Origin of the sequence: Dysgonomonas mossii, assembly GCF_004569505.1 — a bacterium.
GTDB lineage: Bacteria > Bacteroidota > Bacteroidia > Bacteroidales > Dysgonomonadaceae > Dysgonomonas.
The window spans coordinates 277,756-296,918 of sequence record NZ_SPPK01000004.1 but is presented as its reverse complement, the minus strand read 5'-3'; the positions used below and the strand labels follow the sequence as shown (position 1 = coordinate 296,918).

Annotated in this window: 13 protein-coding genes; all 13 read left to right on the top strand. The window is 36.9% G+C overall.

What is annotated here, in order from left to right; translation table 11 throughout:
- The first annotated feature begins 27 nt into the window (after positions 1 to 27).
- The 13 genes from E4T88_RS13405 (at position 28) to E4T88_RS13345 (ending at position 18,845) form a co-directional block, all read left to right on the top strand.
- On the top strand, positions 28 to 2,103 hold the full coding sequence (locus E4T88_RS13405) for a glycoside hydrolase family 20 protein (RefSeq protein ID WP_135106250.1): 2,076 nt from the start codon (positions 28 to 30) through the stop codon (positions 2,101 to 2,103).
- 33 nt (positions 2,104 to 2,136) lie between these two features.
- Positions 2,137 to 3,300, top strand: coding sequence for an acyltransferase family protein (locus E4T88_RS13400; RefSeq protein ID WP_135106248.1), 1,164 nt, complete (start codon positions 2,137 to 2,139; stop codon positions 3,298 to 3,300).
- 1,476 nt (positions 3,301 to 4,776) lie between these two features.
- The gene (locus E4T88_RS13395; RefSeq protein ID WP_135106246.1) at positions 4,777 to 5,340 is read left to right on the top strand and encodes a helix-turn-helix domain-containing protein; all 564 of its coding nucleotides are present in this window, start codon (positions 4,777 to 4,779) and stop codon (positions 5,338 to 5,340) included.
- A 115-nt stretch (positions 5,341 to 5,455) separates the two neighbouring features.
- Positions 5,456 to 6,433 (top strand): ABC transporter ATP-binding protein, encoded by a 978-nt coding sequence (locus E4T88_RS13390; protein WP_135106244.1) that lies wholly within the window; start codon positions 5,456 to 5,458, stop codon positions 6,431 to 6,433.
- A gap of 7 nt (positions 6,434 to 6,440) precedes the next feature.
- Entirely contained in the window at positions 6,441 to 7,232 is a 792-nt protein-coding gene (locus E4T88_RS13385) for an ABC transporter permease (RefSeq protein WP_135106242.1), read from the top strand.
- Between the two features lie 348 nt (positions 7,233 to 7,580).
- Complete coding sequence (locus E4T88_RS13380; protein WP_135106240.1) at positions 7,581 to 8,048, top strand: HYC_CC_PP family protein; 468 nt, start codon at positions 7,581 to 7,583, stop codon at positions 8,046 to 8,048.
- Positions 8,049 to 8,166: 118 nt separating this feature from the next.
- Positions 8,167 to 8,541, top strand: coding sequence for a rhodanese-like domain-containing protein (locus E4T88_RS13375; RefSeq protein WP_135106238.1), 375 nt, complete (start codon positions 8,167 to 8,169; stop codon positions 8,539 to 8,541).
- Between the two features lie 24 nt (positions 8,542 to 8,565).
- Positions 8,566 to 12,390, top strand: a complete 3,825-nt coding sequence (locus tag E4T88_RS13370) for an efflux RND transporter permease subunit (protein WP_135106236.1) — start codon at positions 8,566 to 8,568, stop codon at positions 12,388 to 12,390.
- Between the two features lie 11 nt (positions 12,391 to 12,401).
- Positions 12,402 to 13,886: a TolC family protein gene (locus E4T88_RS13365; protein WP_135106235.1), complete on the top strand. Its 1,485-nt coding sequence runs from the start codon at positions 12,402 to 12,404 to the stop codon at positions 13,884 to 13,886.
- A 13-nt stretch (positions 13,887 to 13,899) separates the two neighbouring features.
- A complete protein-coding gene (locus tag E4T88_RS13360; protein WP_135106233.1) occupies positions 13,900 to 15,561 on the top strand; it encodes an efflux RND transporter periplasmic adaptor subunit in 1,662 nt (553 codons plus the stop codon).
- Between the two features lie 35 nt (positions 15,562 to 15,596).
- Positions 15,597 to 16,019, top strand: a complete 423-nt coding sequence (locus tag E4T88_RS13355; protein WP_135106231.1) for a heavy-metal-associated domain-containing protein — start codon at positions 15,597 to 15,599, stop codon at positions 16,017 to 16,019.
- A gap of 58 nt (positions 16,020 to 16,077) precedes the next feature.
- A complete protein-coding gene (locus E4T88_RS13350; RefSeq protein ID WP_221411804.1) occupies positions 16,078 to 16,452 on the top strand; it encodes a heavy-metal-associated domain-containing protein in 375 nt (124 codons plus the stop codon).
- 98 nt (positions 16,453 to 16,550) lie between these two features.
- Positions 16,551 to 18,845 carry a copper-translocating P-type ATPase gene (locus tag E4T88_RS13345; protein WP_135106229.1) on the top strand — a complete coding sequence of 765 codons (2,295 nt, stop codon included), beginning with the start codon at positions 16,551 to 16,553 and terminating at the stop codon, positions 18,843 to 18,845.
- Positions 18,846 to 19,163: the final 318 nt, after the last annotated feature.

Genomic DNA, 19,163 nt, shown 5'->3' with positions numbered 1-19,163 from the left:
GTATATTACTATAAAAAACAATTAATCATGAATAAATATAAATTGTTCTTTTTTATTTTCGCACTGATGAATATCAGTCTTTATACTTGTTATGGAGCTGAAATAGAAGATACAGGCTCTATTAAGATTATACCCTTCCCTCAGGAAATTATCCTTCATAAAGGGAAATTTTGTATGACATCAGCTACGCCCATTTATACAAATCTTGAAGGAAAAGAGAAAAAGCTGATTCTCGATTTTGTGAAGCAATCTCCTCTTCGGTTGAGTAATGAGACCAATAATACAAAACAGGGAGGTCTACAATTGATTATTACCGAGAATAAAGGGAATATTCCTGATACTTACCATTTGATAGTCAGCCCTTCGAGTATCAAAATTGAGGCGTCAGCAAGCGTGGGAATCTTCTATGGTTTGCAATCTCTACTTCAACTTGCGGAACAATACGGAGCTCAGAATATTCCGGCATTAACAATCCACGATACACCGTATCTCAACCATCGCGGATTAATGATAGATGTATCTCGTCATTTCTTCTCTAAAGATTTTCTGAAGAAACAATTGGATTTGATGGCTTATTACAAGATGAATCGTTTTCATTGGCATTTGGTCGATGGTACGGGGTGGCGTGTAGAGATAAAAAAATATCCTCAACTTACACAGCAGGCTGCATGGCGCCCATACGAAAATCTTGTGGAGTGGTCTGATAAAGGACGGCAATATTGTGAAAAAAGCCCAAACGCCTACGGAGGTTATTATACTCAGGAAGATGTAAAAGAAATTGTAGCATATGCTTCGAGCAAATATATTACAGTCATTCCCGAAATAGAGATGCCGGGGCACAGTGAAGAAGTATTGGCTGTATTTCCTCAACTGTCATGTGCCGGAAAAGCTTATGTCAATAGCGATTTTTGTATAGGTAATCCAGAAACATTTATCTTTTTAGAAGATGTATTGACCGAAATAATGGCTTTGTTTCGTTCAGAATACATTCATATAGGAGGAGACGAAGCGGAGAAAAAGGGTTGGCAATCTTGTTCTAAATGCGCAGATTTAATGGAAAAAAAAGGTTTGAAAGATGTAGATGAATTGCAAAGCTATATGATTCATCATATCGAAAACTTCTTAAACAAAAACGGGCGCAGACTTTTGGGATGGGACGAAATAATGCAGGGAGGATTAGCCCCAAATGCAACAGTAATGTCATGGCGTGGCGAAGAATATGGTATAAAAGCTGTACAAGCGGGGCATGATGCCATTATGACCCCTATAAAATATTGCTATTTGAACTTCTATCAGGATGCCCCTGAATCGCATGTGCTATCCTGGGCAGGATATACACCCATTGAGAAGGTTTACTCTTACAATCCTGTACCAGACTCTGTGAATGTCGAAGAGAAGAAACATATATTGGGTATACAAGCGAATGTGTGGACAGAGTATATACCAACAGAAAATATCGCCGAAATGATGATCTGGCCGAGAGCATTAGCTATCGCTGAAACTGGCTGGACACAACCGGATAGAAAATCGTTCATCCGATTTAAAGAAAATGCATTGAATGCTGTCGAGTACCTGAAAAACAAGGGCTATAATCCCTTTGATCTGAAGCATGAAGTAGGTGAGCGTAAAGAATATTCTGATACTCTGAAACATTTGGCCATAGGAAAGCCTGTTGAATATAAACAGCCATTTTCGGATGAGTATCCGGCAGGAGGAAAAGATGCATTAGTAAATGGTTTACAAGGGGGATGGTCGTGTGATAATAACCGATGGCAAGGTTTTATAAACAATGGGATGGATGTTGTTATCGATTTGCAAACTACGCAGACCGTTCATTCAATACAAGCTACTTTCATGCAAGATGCCTTTGGTTGGTGTTGGATCCCCAAAGATGTGGAAATATACACTTCGGCAGACAGCCAAAACTTCACATTACTTTCTACTGTCACAAATGATATTCCATTTACACAGGTAGGTTTCTTTCTGAAAGAATTTGCATGGAAAGGAAATGTAGAGGCTCGATATATACGGTATGTTGCTAATCCGGACAAAAGCAATACAAAGGTAGGATTTATCTTTACCGATGAAATCGTTGTAAGATAATCTATTTCAATAACTAAATCAAGTTGTAAATCAATGTCAACAAAACTTGTAAACTTAAATAATCGACTTTTATCCTTAGATGTAATGAGGGGGATAACCATTGCCGGTATGATTATGGTAAACAATCCCGGATCATGGGAATACGTTTATGTTCCATTGAGGCATGCAGATTGGAATGGGCTAACGCCAACCGATCTGGTTTTCCCTTTTTTTATGTTTATAATGGGAATATCTTGTTATGCCTCGCTGCGTAAATTCGATTTTGAACCTACTAAACAGGTTATTAGCAAAATATTGAAACGAACATTTCTTATTTTCTTTGTCGGATTATTTTTAGCATGGCTTGGGCTATCTGTTTCCACTTTTTTTCAATTGAAAAGCACAGGTTTGCCATTCTTTCATCTTCTGGAACTTTCGGTAACGAACTTTGAACATCTTCGCATATTGGGGGTAATGCAACGATTAGCTCTTTGCTATGGAGTGGCATCTTTGATTATTATATTCGTTAAGCATAGGTACATTCCATACATAATTGCCATAGGCCTTGTCTGCTATTTCTTGATTCTTATTTTTGGGAATGGATTTCAGCCCGACGAAAGTAATATTTTAGGAATAATAGATCGCTATATTTTGGGTGAACAACACATGTATATAGAGCGCGGAGTAGAACCCGAAGGTATTTTGAGTACTATTCCATCTGTTTGCCATGTATTGATCGGTTTCTTATGTGGTAAAATGTTGATAACAATCAAAGACAACAAAGACCGCATGTTAAATCTGTTTTTATGTGGAACTATACTTCTGTTTTTGGGCTTTTTGTTCAACTATGGTTGTCCGATTAATAAAAAAATCTGGTCACCCACCTTTGTCCTTACTACATGCGGATCGGGAGCACTGTTGCTATCATTGTTGATCTGGATTATTGATGTGAAAGAATATAAATCGTGGAGTCTTTTCTTTCAATCGTTCGGAGTTAATCCTCTTGCAATCTATGTATTTGCGGGTATAGTCTCTGTTTTAGTTGATTCTATTCCTTTGAATAATACTGGATTTGGTTTTAAAAGTTGGTTATATGCAATTCTAGCAAGGAATATAGACCCTTATCTGGCTTCATTTTCTTTGGCTTTACTATTCATTGCGGTTTGTTGGGGATTGGCGCATTTTTTGTATAGAAAGAATATATATATAAAGCTCTGATATTTGATCTTGTTGATATATATTAATATTAAAGACAAAGAAGCTGTCACAAAATTTGAGTCTCAGCTTCTTTGTCCATAATTTAGATACTGATGACGTGGGATGTTTTCTTTCGATTTTCAAGTCCCACGGCTAAGCCTTTTTTGACTGCTTTTTAATGGGATTTTCTGCTAGGGTCTGAAAACAAAAAAGTCCTGAATTCTGCTGAATTTCAGGACTTTTCGTCGATTTGTAAATCTTACTAGCGGTATGGACGGGATCCATTATTTTTTAGTTAAAAAACTACATATCAAATATTTGCCTTACCTAATTTTGCAAAGGTGAACACTTTGTAATATTTCAAAATATCACATTTTGTCTTAGTATAAGACACACTTGTCCGTACATTAGTTACTCATTACAAATATAATATATTTTAATTATATGCCAAAATTTGAAGAAGTACTTAGCTATATCAGCTAATATTTTCAAAGTAAAAAGTCTTACACTGAATTTAGAGAGAGGCATGTGAACCTTTCTCCTTATATCGTACTTTTCAGTGTATTATAATTTCAAAGAAACTGTTGGTTACGAATTAGCAACGCTTTTTTTACAGTATTTTAAGCAGTTATTGTCTATGAATTGTCTGTCTCATATCTAGGTTCAAAGATAGCAAAAACTAATATTTATTCACTTCTATTTCAATCTTTATTTAGCTCCTTTCCACATCGAAAATATTAATTAGGGCATATATTATCTATTACTATCAAGAATTTTAAGACAATATTTTCATCATTACATAGCAACAGATCGCAACATTTATCGTATATTAATTATTACATTAATAAATGAAGAATCTAAATTAATAAATCTGCAGAATGTAATTATGAACTTAGTATTTGGACTAAGCACAGTAGATATACGCCTACGCTTAATATGATAAGTAAAGATAAATATATGCGACAATAAGCTACATAATTAGTTTGGGAGGACTACGTGTTGATATCGATAAAATAAGTAGTAGTAATAGTTTAATCTGATCCAAAACAATCAGCTTTGCAATAACTACACTTATGGGCTGCAGCCATACACTCCTAGTTTTTGTGAAGTAAATTATAAAAAGAAAAAAGACAAATACAGCAATCATGGTGCTGATCAGATAACATCTGTTCAGATGTACATTTCGAAGTTTCAGAACAAAAATGGCTGTGATCTATGAATATGAAGTGTAGCGGTTTCGTTAGTACTATACTAATGAAAATACTTATTAATACAACTGCAACTTTCTTTCTATATATCATATAGCACCTATTTCTTTTCCTTGTAAGAGTAATATTATATATGAATAATATAATCACGTATTTCAATTAAAGCCACATGGTTAACTTTTATTTTGAGAAGATGGTATCTTCTATTAAAAACTGAAAAATACAACAACTAAATATTATCAAAGCATATATTAATTTGTAGTTTTGTTATATAATCAATAATGGGAATATGGCTGTAATATTTATAAAAAACATGGTATGCAATCGCTGTATATTGGTGATAAATGCTGAATTGGAAAAAATTGGCATTAAAGTGAACAGCATTAAACTGGGTGAGGTTTCTTTGGAAAAAGAACTATCTAAAGATGAGAAGACCAGATTAATCAATAGCCTAAATTTATTAGGATTTGAACTCATTGATGATTCCCGAAGCCAAATTATTGAACAAATTAAAAATATTATCATCCGATGTGTTCATTACGAAGAAGCGAGTCTGAAATTAAATCTTTCAGAAATATTAAGTACTGAATTACACCATGATTATCATTATTTATCAAATCTATTTTCTAAGATAGAAGGTATAACAATAGAAAAATATTTAATTGCACAGAGGATCGAAAGAGTTAAAGAATTATTGGTCTATGATGAACTATCTTTAAATGAGATAGCCTTTCTCCTTAATTATTCAAGTGTTGCATATCTTAGCAACCAATTTAAAAAAACTACAGGGCTCACCCCAAGTCATTTTAAACAAATAAAAGAGGATAAAAGAAAACCATTAGATAAGGTGTAAATCTTACAAATCATTTCTACAATTCTACAACATAAACTATCTGCTTATATATAATTTTGTTCCATAAAGTTAAGTGGACATATAATAAATTATAATCATATAAGACGCTAGTTGTATGAAAGAACAAAAATTAGAAACTATTCTTGAAGTAAAGAATCTCAAGAAAGTATATTTTAAAGAAGATGGAGAGACTCTCATTGCAGTCAATGGTATATCCTTTGATCTGATAAAAGGAGAAATATTCTCTTTCTTAGGACCTAATGGTGCAGGCAAGAGTACAACAATCAATATGTTAACAGCTCAACTAACCCCGACATCAGGAGAAATCATTTTTCAAGGTCAGTCTTTGAAGGATAATCCCATTTTCGCAAAAAGTAAAGTTGGGGTAGTCGCTCAACATAACAATCTAGACAGGGGGCTCACTGCTCGTGAAAATTTAATTTACCATGGACGGTATTTTGGAATGAGTGAATCTGAAGCTGTAAATCGGGCTGATGAACTGCTTGAAAGTTTTGGCCTTACAGATTGGAAGAATGATTATGTCAAAAGTTTTTCAGGGGGTATGGCACAGCGATTGAAAATAGCTAGGGCAATAATGCATCAACCTGAAATATTGTTCTTGGATGAACCTACTACAGGACTGGATCCTGCCTATCGGGAAGTTTTATGGAAGCAGGTGTTAAAATTGAATAAAGACTTTAATACAACTGTGTTTCTTACAACTCATTATATGGAGGAACCAGAGCGTTTTTCCGATAGAGTAGCTATTTATAATAAAGGAGTAATAAAAGCGATTGGAACAGTACAGGAGTTGAGAGAATTAGTTCCTTCCCAAACGATTATTTCTATTACTTTAGATAATGTGACAGAAGAAATTGTAGATGAAGTAAAAAAGCTACCAGATGTTATTAGTTTGAGTCTAAAAGATGAAAAGAACTTTATAGTATATGCTGAAAACAGTAGGAATGTACTTAATGAACTCCTTGTCTGGATCGAAAATAAGCATCTTAGCTTAGAAAGTATCAATCTAAGTGCTACGACTTTGGATGATATGTTTATATATTTGACAACTAATGATTTGAAAATCAATTAAATATGTTATGGAAAAGAAATTAAATCAGTTGAATGTGTTTCAAATAATGGTAAAACGGGATTTGCTTATCCAAAGCCGAGGTTGGAAAGAGTTTGTCTTTAGGGTAGGGATGTTACCTTTTATATTGATTTTAACATATGGGTTTGTTCTGCCCCAAATAGGGGTATTAGATATTGCTTTTCCGAATCAGATGTTTCCTGGTATGCTTGGTATGAGTTTGTTAGTTACAGGGATTCACGGAACAGCTGTGCCATTAGCAATGGATTTTAACAGCACACGAGAAATCGAAGATAGGCTTCAAGCTCCCGTTAATATAAGGGTTGTAGCTTGGGCGAAGATGTTTGTGGGAATAATTGAGTCTTGGATTGGAGCACTGATTGTGCTGCCTATCTCTTTGATATTTATGGGTAGTCATCTCAATATTTCGCTAGATGTCGCGAGTGGCTTTTTTTTATTTGTCGTACTTTTACTTAGTTCTATTACATCTGCAACATTAGGATTATTAGTTGGAACCATCGTAAAACCAACCCAGATTGCAGCTATGTTTCCTGGTTTTTTGATGCCTTTGATATTTACTGGAGCTATCTTTTTCAATTGGTCAGGGCTTCAGGCAATTCCTGTAATGAAGTATCTGACTCTCATTAATCCATTAGTATATATCAATGAAGCATTACGCTTTATTCTTAATTCAACTGGAGAAACGATGCCTATAATATTCAGTCTATCTGGAATTATCATATTTACTCTACTCTTGGGGTATTATGGAATGAATCGATTTATTAAAATGGCAAATAGATAAATAGACTTTATAGTTCCAAACAGACCGTTAATTTCAAAATTATATAAATGAAATAAATAGGTATAAGTTCCATAAATAATTAATTAATATTTTAGTTAGATTCTATTAGTCGATGAGTTAATTTATTCTTTCAGATAATACTTTTGCGACGACAGTATACAGTAAAACTTCAGTTTTACTGTATATTATTTTATTAATACCAGAAGTCAAATAAAGATATTTACACATAACGTTTAAGATTTTGTAAATTAAGATCACTTTATCACTTTTTATATGTTTTTATATATAACATTTGATATATATGTATATCTTTGTACATTAAGAGATTTTACACTAAATGTTTAGTTAATGAAACGCTTTTCATCAGTATTACTTTCACTAATAATCCTTGTCGCCGGGGCTCATCCCGTATTGGCAATGCATTTTTGTGCTGGTGATTTCTATTCTGTTGATTTAGCTAAACCTAATCAGTCCAATCATTCTTGCTGTGATAAGATGGAGGACATGTCTAAAGAGAATTGCGAAGGCGGATCTCAGTCCCATCATAAATCAGATTCATCTCTTACCGAAGAACATGGCAATTGTTGTACATTTAAACATGTGAAATTGTCGACAGATGACTATGACTATCAAGTTCAGCAGTCTAGTTTAAATAATATACAGCCATTTTTTACAACTATTTGGTTTGTATTATATTCAGCTCTCAACTATTTTGAATTTGATAGTTCTGTAATAGTTCAACGTATTTTCCCACCTGGAGGTTTGGACAAGTTAAATATAGACTTGCTCACCTATATTTGCATCTACCGCATTTGATTTTATAAGCCTAGTAATTACATGTTACTATTTAGCAGAACAACTATTATTGTTGCTTTGTTACACTTGCATATATCCAATTCTTATTATATGTCTATGCTTATAAAATTAAAATATAATGAGTCCATATCATTTTCTGATAGGATTAGCATTCTTACCGAGCTATATCCTTGCTCAAAACTATAAGGTTATAATACATCCTCAGGATTCTATTATAATCCGTACTGATAAATCCAGATATTTATTACCTCAGGATTCTACACTTATTGTTGATGTTCGAACCCCTGATGAATTTGTTCAGGCACATTATCCAGGAGCACTCAACTTACCGTTAGATACGCTTATCGGTTCTGAAGAGATATTGAAAAAATATAAAAATGTAGTTGTTGTCTGCCGTACAGGCAAAAGGAGTAAAAAAGCAAAAGCTGTTTTGGAACAAAATGGCCTGGAGAATGTATATGATGGGGGGGACTGGCAAATTTTAAATGAGTAAATACAATATTAAATAATTCTTACTATGCTTAACAAAATTATTAAGTATTTTTTAAATAACAGATTGATAACATTGTTATTGCTTGTTATTCTAATTGTTTGGGGATTATCAACTGCACCTTTTAACTGGCATGGAGGATTATTACCTCGCGATCCGGTTCCGGTAGATGCTATCCCTGATATAGGAGAGAACCAGCAAATAGTGGCATCCGAATGGATGGGACGTTCACCGAAAGACATTCAGGATCAGATAACTTATCCACTGACAACATCCCTATTAGGGATACCTGGGGTAAAAACCATCCGTAGTACATCCATGTTCGGAATGTCTTTCATCTATATCATATTTGATGACAATATAGAGTTTTACTGGAGTCGTTCTCGTATTCTGGAAAAACTAAACTCTCTCCCAGCCGGAACACTTCCAGAAGGGGTACAACCTAGTTTAGGACCAGACGCAACCGCTTTAGGTCAGATATTTTGGTATACATTGGAAGGTCGTAATCCTGAAACGGGAAAACCGACCGGAGGTTGGGATCCTGATGAATTAAGAACTGTTCAGGATTTTTATGCCAAATATTCTATTTCATCAGCCGAAGGGGTCTCAGAAGTAGCTTCTATCGGTGGATATATCAAAGAGTATCAGGTTGAGATAAATCCGAATGCTATAAGAGCATTCAATGTTACCATTATGGATGTGATGGGAGCTATTCAAAAGAGTAATCTGGATATCGGAGCCGAAACTGTAGAAATCAACAAGGCAGAATATCTGGTTAGAGGCCTGGGATACATAAAAAAAGTTTCAGATCTGGAAGAAGCTGTTGTGACAGTCCGAAATGGAGTTCCGGTTAAAATCAAGGATGTTGCATTTGTGAACCTAGGACCAGCTACCCGTCGGGGTGGACTGGATAAAGAAGGTGTTGAAGCAGTAGGTGGAGTTGTTGTTGCCCGTTATGGTTCTAATCCGATGCAGGTCATACAAAATGTAAAAGATAAGATCAAGGAAATGGAAGCCGGCCTTCCTCAAAAGACATTAGCTGACGGTACTGTTTCCAAAGTGACTGTAGTTCCCTTTTATGATAGGTCCGGGTTGATACAGGAAACAATCGGGACGCTTGAAACAGCTTTGTCTCATGAAGTCCTTATTTGTATTATTGTCGTTATTGTGCTTGTCTTTAATCTAAGAGCATCGGTTGTTATATCGAGTATTTTACCCATAGCTGTACTTATGACGTTTATACTTATGCGTTATCTGGGTATTGAAGCCAATATTGTGGCTTTGTCCGGTATTGCCATAGCTATCGGGGTAATGGTAGATGTTGGTGTCGTTTTTGTCGAGAATATTATCCGGCATATGGAAGAGGAATCGAATAAGGGTATAACGAAAGGGAAAGCTTTTGTAGATTTGATATACAAGAGTGTTAGCGAAGTATCAGGTGCATTGTCTACTGCTATGTTAACTACTATTATCAGTTTCCTTCCTGTATTCGCTATGGAAGCTCAAGAAGGTAAGCTATTTAAACCTCTAGCCTATACGAAGACTTTTGCCCTATTATCTGCTTTCTTACTTGGAGTAGCAATGCTACCTACATTGGCTTATTATGTCTTTTCTCTCAAAATAAGCTCCAAGCTAATTCGCAAGGTTTGTAACATCACACTAGTTGTTAGTGGTATTATCTTGCTTATATCTACAGGGATTGTACCTGTGATTGGATTGACTCTATTCGGGCTGAATAATTTATTTTCTCATAAATGGAATAATAATAAAATACCTACCTATCTAAATGTTGGGATAGCAATTCTAATTGCAGTGTATTATCTTACTATAGAATGGTTACCTGTAGGTACGAAGGAAGGTATTCCTGTCAATTTTATTTTTGTTGTTCTGGCTATTGCTGTTATATTGGGTATGCTATGGGTATTGGTGCTTTATTACGAACGGATTCTGCGTTGGTGTCTTGCCCATCGTTGGAAGTTTATGCTCATACCTGTTGTTACAGTATTCTTCGGTATGATTATCTGGATGGGATTTGATAAGACATTCGGATTTGTAGCTAATGGCTTTGAAGCTATAGGATGGAAAACATTCAGGCAAACAAGTGTATGGCAAGCGTCCAGTAATAAATTTCCGGGTGTTGGAGAAGAATTTATGCCGAGTTTGAATGAAGGTTCTTTCCTTTTGATGCCTACAAGTATGCCTCATACCGGTATAGAACAAAATCTTGGTTATATCGAAACATTGGATAAGCGTATATCGAATATTCCTGAGGTGGAAATCACGGTAGGTAAATGGGGGCGTGTTAATTCAGCCCTTGACCCTGCACCAACCCAGATGTTCGAAAACACCATAAATTATCGTCCAGAATATATTTTGGATCAAAATGGACATCGCCAACGCTTCAAAGTAAACGGAAAAGGTGAGTTTTTGCTTGCTAATGGATCGGTTTATAATCCCAAAAATGAGTTCAGGATTATTCCTGCAGACAGCTTAATTATTGATGAGAACGGGGATTATTTCCGTCAATGGCGTCCTAAAATAAAGAAAACGGATGATATCTGGCAGGAAATCGTAAATATATCTCATATGCCGGGACTTACCTCTTCTCCGAAATTGCAACCGATAGAGGCCCGTCTGGTTATGTTATCAACGGGAATGCGTGCTCCGATGGGAATAAAAGTATCAGGTCCTGACCTTGAGTCTATTGAGAAAGGTGGTAAAGCTCTAGAGACCGCATTGAAAGATGTACCGTCGATACTTCCTTCAACAGTATTTTATGATCGAGCAGTAGGAGCTCCATATATCGAAATCAAGCTGAACCGAGAGAATATGGCAAGGTACGGTATTACTGTAGCTGATTTGCAAGAAGTAATCAGTGCGGCAGTAGGAGGCATGCCATTGACGACGACGGTAGAAGGACGAGAACGTTTTCCTGTCAGATTACGGTATCCCCGTGAGTTGAGAGAAAATCCTGAAGAACTGTCCCGGCTTATTATACCTACAGCAACAGGTGCACAGATTCCTCTTAGTGAGGTGGCAGATATAGAATATACAAAAGGAGCCCAAATGATACAAAGTGAAAATACCTTTCTCTTGGGATATGTTATTTTCGATAAAGCAGCAGGTAAGGCCGAAGTTGAAGTTGTGAAAGAAGCCGATAAAATATTAAAAGGAAAAATTGCATCGGGAGAGATTCAACTACCGAAAGGAGTTTCGTACAAGTTTGCAGGAAATTATGAACAGCAGGAACGTGCAGCTAATCGCTTACTTATAGTAATACCATTGAGTCTACTTGCTATATTGCTTATTCTTTATTTCCAATTTAAAACAGTTACAGCGTCACTAATACATTTCTCGGGTGTTATAGTCGCTTTTGCCGGAGGATTTATTCTGCTATGGTTGTATGGAGAACCTTGGTTTATGAATTTCTCAATAGGAGGAAATAATCTGCGAGACATGTTCCAGATGCATCCGATCAACTTAAGTATAGCTGTATGGGTTGGATTTATAGCCCTGTTCGGTATAGCTACTAATGATGGAGTCTTGATGGGGACTTATATACATGATACATTTCTGAAAGAAAATCCTCACACAAAAGATGAAATAAGGGAAGCTGTAGTACATGCCGGATTAAAAAGGGTACGTCCGGCTGCTATGACCACGGCAACAGCACTTATTGCGTTATTGCCTGTACTGACCTCTACCGGAAAAGGATCTGATATAATGATCCCGATGGCTATACCTACTTTCGGGGGGATGCTAATACAGTCCATGACCATGTTTGTTGTTCCTGTATTTCAGTGCTGGTGGAGAGAATCAGCTATCAGAAAGCACGGAAGTATTAAAGAATAAAAACAAAACTTATGAAAAGAAATTATGTAATATATTTATTGGGTGTATTGGTAATGGCGATTTCTCTTACGAATGTTTATGGGCAGACTGGAGATTCCTTAAACCATTACTTACAGGTTGCGGCTCAAAATAATCCGGGTGTAAAGGCTGATTTTCTGGCCTACAAAGCATCATTGCAAAAGATACCGCAAGCAGGAGCCTATCAGGATCCAAATCTGGAAATGGGAGTTTACCTTCAGCCTATGGATATCATAGGCGGAAAGCAGGTTGCGGAGTTCAAGCTGATGCAGATGCTTCCATGGTTCGGGACAAAGAAAGCCGCACAAACAGAAGCGATGCATATGGCCAAGATGTCTTATGAAAAATTCAGGGAAACAAGAGACAATCTTTATCTGGATGTTTATACACAGTGGTATATCTTATGCAGTTTGCAGCAACGTTTACTGAATAATAGGGAAAATAAGGCATTGCTCACCCAACTGGAAGAGTTGGCTATACGGAAATTTTCTTCCCCATCAGGGAGTTCTTCATCCCGATATTCGATAGCTTCACCAGTTCCGTCTTCGTCCTCTAGTGGTCTACCTGCCGTATCCGGAGGAGGGATGTCTGGTATGTCCTCAATGGGAGGCAACAGTTCCGGGTCAACAATTGGAAGCTCTTCAGGTATGTCTTCAATGGGAGGGGGGGCAGGTGGAATGTCTTCCTCTATGGGTTCTACCCCATCGGGAATGTCAGATGTCCTTCGTATACAGCTTGAGATCGCAGAAATAGATAATAATATAGCGAGTCTGCTTTCAGAGATAAAAGCGGAGAAGGCAAAGTTTAACACCTACCTGAACCGGGAAGTCGGCCATGATGTCGAGATTCCGGAATCGTTTACTCAGACAGCTTTTTTATTCGACGGGGTATCTATCATGTCCAAGATAGAGAATCAAAATCCGATGCTTGGAATGATAACCGAGGAAGGGCTTTCATATAAGGCAAAGGCCGAAATGGATAAAAAGATGAGTTATCCGATGTTCGGTATCGGGTTGCAATATATGGTTAATAAGAAGACCGATGAAGCTATGCTTTCAATGGGAGATATGAATGGCAAAGATATGATCATGCCTATGTTCTCAGTGAGTATACCCTTATACCGAAATAAATATAAGGCACAGCAGCGGGAAAGCAAACTGTGGTGGCAATCGAGCCGAGAGAAGTATACCAATACGCGTAACAGTCTGGAATCGGAATTATATAAGACCAAGCATTTACTGGACGATGCCTCCCGCAGAGTATCATTGTATAAGAAACAGGAGGAATTAGCCAAGACGACCTATAACCTGATAGTTCAGGAATTTGTTTCCGGCAAGAGCGACCTGACTAATGTTATCCAGGTGCAACGCCAGCTTCTGGACTACCAGTTAAAAGGAGCGGAATCAATAGCCAGTTACAACACGATGGTTGCTTCTATCGAGAAATTAATATCATTTAAACAAGAAACAGAACAATAAAAACATACATATCATGGATACGAATAAGCTAAAACAAGTGTTCAGAAATAATTATGTCAGGTATGGGATTATCCTGATAGCCGGTCTACTTCTGGGCTGGTTAATCTTCTCAGGCGGCTCGGAGAGTATACCCGGAGAAGATCATTCCGGGCATACACATGAGATGACTACCGATGAGAACGGCAAACAGGTTTGGACCTGTTCAATGCACCCACAGATAAAGATGGATAAGCCAGGCAAATGTCCGATTTGTGCGATGGATCTGATTCCGTTGAAAACAACAGGCTCGGGAGATGCGGCAATCGATCCGTCGGCTATCCAGATGTCGGCAGAAGCGGTTGCACTGGCCAATATCCAGACAACGGTTGTAAGTAAACAAAATCCGGTAAAGGAACTGCGCCTTTACGGAACCGTTCAGGCAGACGAGCGTTTGTCTCAATCCCAGACCTCTCATGTCAACGGACGTATAGAAAAACTGTTTGTAAATTTTACAGGAGAACGTGTGGGTCAGGGTCAGACTATAGCGACTATTTATTCCCCTGAATTGTTGAGTGCGCAACAGGAGTTGCTGGAAGCGGCAAAGATGCAATCAGTTCAACCGACCTTATTGCAGGCAGCCCGAGAGAAACTACGTCTCTGGAAGCTTACCGATGAGCAGATATCACGGATAGAACGATCAAAAACGGTATCTCCTTATGTTGAAGTCAAAGCTACAACCAGTGGTATTGTGGTTGGAAAAAAAGTAAGCCAAGGGGATTATATCAATCAGGGCAATGTTCTGTTTGATATCGCCAATCTCTCACGAGTGTGGATTATGTTTGATGCATATGAATCGGATCTTCCCTTTTTAAAGGTTGGAGATAAATTGGAATACAGCCTTCAGGCCTTACCCGGTAAAACCTTTTCTGGTACAATCTCGTTTATCAATCCTATCTTAGATCCTGTAACCCGTACGGTTAAGATTCGTATAGAGGCTTCCAATCCGGGCACTCAATTAAAGCCGGAAATGTATGCCAATGCTGTAATAAAGTCACCTTTAAATCAGTATGATAATCAATTTGTTATACCTAAGTCTGCTATTCTCTGGACAGGAAAGCGGTCGATTGTATACATGAAGCAGCCAGGAACGGTGACTCCGTCTTTCATGCTTCATCAGGTTGAACTGGGTCCATCTTTAGGCGATTCGTATGTAGTTCTATCAGGAATCAACGATGGTGACGAAATTGTAACTAACGGAGTCTTTACAATAGATGCGAGTGCACAACTGGAGGGTAAACATAGCATGATGAACGAAAGTTCTTCCCGTGCGGTGACCGGACATGAAGGGCATAATATGTCAGGAGGATCACATGCAGGGCATGATATGTCTTCAATGTCGGGGAGTTCTCAACAAGGGATGTCTGCAAAATCCGAACGGAGTATAATTCAAGTACAAGGTCTTTGTGAAATCTGTAAGAATCGTATTGAAAAGGCTGCAAAATCAGTAAACGGAGTAATCTCGGCGACATGGGATGAGAAGACAAAGCAGCTACAATTGAACTTTGATCCGTCAAAAACTTCACTGGATAAGATTAGCGGGGCTATAGCTAAGGCCGGTCATGATACTGACAAGCATAAGGCCAGCAAAGCAGCTTATGATGCATTGCCAAGCTGCTGTAAATACAGAAATAGTTAATATCCGATTTTTATAATAATTAAAACTAGACTAAGATGAAAAAGATTTTTATAGTAACAATGATTTTAGCTGCAACTTTATTTGTAGTATGTAATTCTAATGCCTCAAATAAGGTTATACAGGAAGCCCCAAGGATACAAGCTAAACATCCCAGCATGAATCATAATAATCATACTTCTGTACAAAAAGCTGGTCTTGAACATGCTATATTCAGTGTACAAGGGCTTTGTGAAATTTGTAAGGAGCGTATTGAAACTGCGGCAAAAAGTGTGAAAGGTGTTGCTTCTGCCAACTGGGATATAAAAAAGAAGAAAATTGATGTCAATTTCGATTCTAAATTAACAAATCTCGATACTATAAGCAAAGCGATTACGAAGGTTGGACATGACACAGAAAAGTTTAAAGCTGACAGTAAAGCTTATAATTCTCTCCCTAGTTGCTGTAAATATAGAAAATAGACTATAAATAACAGTTTTATTTGATTACCATGATATTTTATAATTAAAATTTAGAAATATGAAAATGAGATTTATAAGTTTATTGATTATTGTTTTTTTTAGTTCTATGACAATCCATGCAAAAGAAAGGACAGAAGAATTCCTTGTGAATGGAAAATGTGATATGTGTCAGGAGCGTATTGTAATGGCAGCTTTATCCCTTAGTGGAGTGACCAAAGCAAATTGGAATATAGATACCAAAATTGCTACCATCACATTTGATGATTCAAAAACAGAGCTTGACAGTATACATGCAAGTATAGCTAAAGCTGGTCATGATACAAAATTGTATAAAGCAGATGATGAAATATACGAAAATTTACTTGCTTGTTGTAAGTATGACAGAAACAAATTGGTTGCACCAGCAAAGCCAAATAGACATATACATAAATAATAGATGTGAGTTTTAAGCTGTAAATAATTTAAGTTAGGTGAGTTTTATATTTGAGAGAAATGCTCATTATGAGCATTTCTCTTACAAAAAGGGTTAATATGAAACATAGATATACCATAAGCGGAATGACTTGTAATCATTGTCGTTTAAGTGTAAAGAAAGCACTAAATACTATTGATGGTGTTAATGCTTCTGTCACATTATCTCCTACGGAAGCCATTATTAAGATGGATAAACATGTGCCAATTGAAATATTTCAGGATGCATTATCAAGAGCTGGTGATTTTACAATAGAAATGGTGCAAGATTCCGAACATGACAATCATCAGGATTATATAGGAATGGCTCATATGCATCAGGAGCATGACCTCAGTCAAGGATCTATCCCTCGGGGACATATTCACCAAAATTCTGATCATGTAGGAGGACATATGATACATATGGGAAATCTTAAGTATAAATTCTGGATTTCTCTTGTTTTGGCAATACCTATTATTTTGTTATCTCCCATGATGGGAATGCAGCTTCCTTTTAGTGTTTCGTTCGAAGGTTCTTATTGGATAGTGCTGTTTTTAGCTTCTTTTCTATATTTCTATGGTGGGTCGCCGTTTCTGGTCGGTGCTGTTAGTGAACTAAAAATGAGACGTCCCGCTATGATGACATTAATATCGATGGGAATCACTGTTTCATATATATACAGTATATATGCCTTTGCAGCCAATTATATTCTGCAAATCCCCGGTCATCAGATGGATTTTTTCTGGGAACTGGCCACACTGATTGTCATTATGTTACTTGGACATTGGATTGAAATGAAAGCAGTAGGAAATGCAGGAAACGCATTGCAGAAAATGGCTGAACTGTTACCAGGTAGTGCACATCTGGTACAACCTGACGGAAGTATGAAAGATATACCTCTTCAACAGATAGAAGAAGGACAGTCTGTTATGGTAAAAGCGGGAGAAAAAGTACCTGCAGACGGGAAAGTAATATCCGGCGAAACATCTGTAAATGAATCAATGATAACCGGTGAAGCTAAGGCGATAAAGAAAAGCGAAGGAGCTAGTGTTATAGGAGGTTCTGTTAATGGAGCAGGTGCTATCGTTATAGAAATTACTGGCACAGGCGAGTCAGGTTATCTGGCACAGGTAATGAAGCTTGTCAGACAAGCCCAACAAAAAAAATCGAGAGCAGAATCTATTTCCGACAAGGTAGCTAAAGCTCTCTTTTATATTGCATTAACAATAGGTGTCATTGCGTTTATTGTTTGGTACTTAACAAGTAAAGATATAAACATTGCATTGGAGAGAATGGTAACAGTCTTTATTATTGCCTGCCCTCATGCCTTAGGCCTGGCAATACCTCTTGTTGTCGCCCGTTCCACATCTTTGGGGGCTTTGCACGGCTTATTGATCCGTAACCGTAATGCTTTCGAAACAGCACGAAATATATCTGTTGTAACGATGGATAAAACAGGTACACTTACTGAAGGGAATTTTCGCGTTTCGATCGTTAAAAGCCTTTCTGATAAATGGGATGATAAGGATATATTAAAGATAATGGCTTCCATGGAGGTTTACTCTAATCATCCGTTAGCAATAGGTATATTGGATAAGGCTAAAGAAGATAAACTAGACTTATCACAAGCAGTAAATATAACTCTTATCAATGGAACAGGTCTTTTAGGAGTGGTCGATGGACAAGAAACCAAAATTGTAACTGCTGCTTATTTAGAGAAGAATGCAATGTTGTATGATAAAGATTTATTTAAGGATTTGGCTGGAGAAGGTAATTCTATCAGCTATCTTTTAATACATAATGAAATTGCAGGCTTAATAGCTCAAGGAGATCAAATTAAACCTGAGGCAAAACTAATTGTAGAAGAACTCCAAAGAGAAAAGATTACTCCTGCCATGTTGACGGGAGATAATGAAGTCTCGGCGAAGGTTGTTGCTGAACGGATTGGTATTAGCGATGTATATGCATCTCTCTTACCTGAAAATAAAGAAAAGGTTATATTAGAATACCAACAAAAAGGGAAAACAGTAATGATGGTTGGTGATGGGGTAAATGATGCTCCGGCTCTAGCGCGTGCAGATATTGGTGTGGCGATAGGTGCTGGAACGGATGTGGCAATAGATTCAGCTGATGTTATACTAGTGAAAAGTAATCCATACGATATTATTCATTTTCTTTCGCTTGCAAAGAATACATCAAATAAAATGACACAAAATCTATGGTGGGGAGCGGGGTACAACATCATTGCTATACCATTGGCAGCTGGAGTTCTTGCCCCTATAGGTATTATACTGAGTCCTGCCATAGGTGCTGTTTTAATGTCTGTCAGCACAGTTATTGTTGCAATAAATGCGTTAATGTTACGACTGAAATAATTTTCATTTTTCATACTTGATAATAGTAATTTAATTTGTTTTTATTTGATTCTGGTAAGTGTCACACCGGCATATGAAAGGACCTGATAAGTTAGAGTATATATGTCGGTGTACTTTACATTGAAGTAAAAAAAGTGAAGGATATTCTTCTGCGGACTGGGAGATAAAAAGAAAAAACTTCATGTAAATTTCTATTCTTAGCAATTACCGGTATGTTGTAAAGTGTAACAATATAGGATGAAAATCCTATAATTACTATGACTAATAATTTATTTAATAATTAATATATCAGAGCAGTTATAGATAAAAATAGGATAT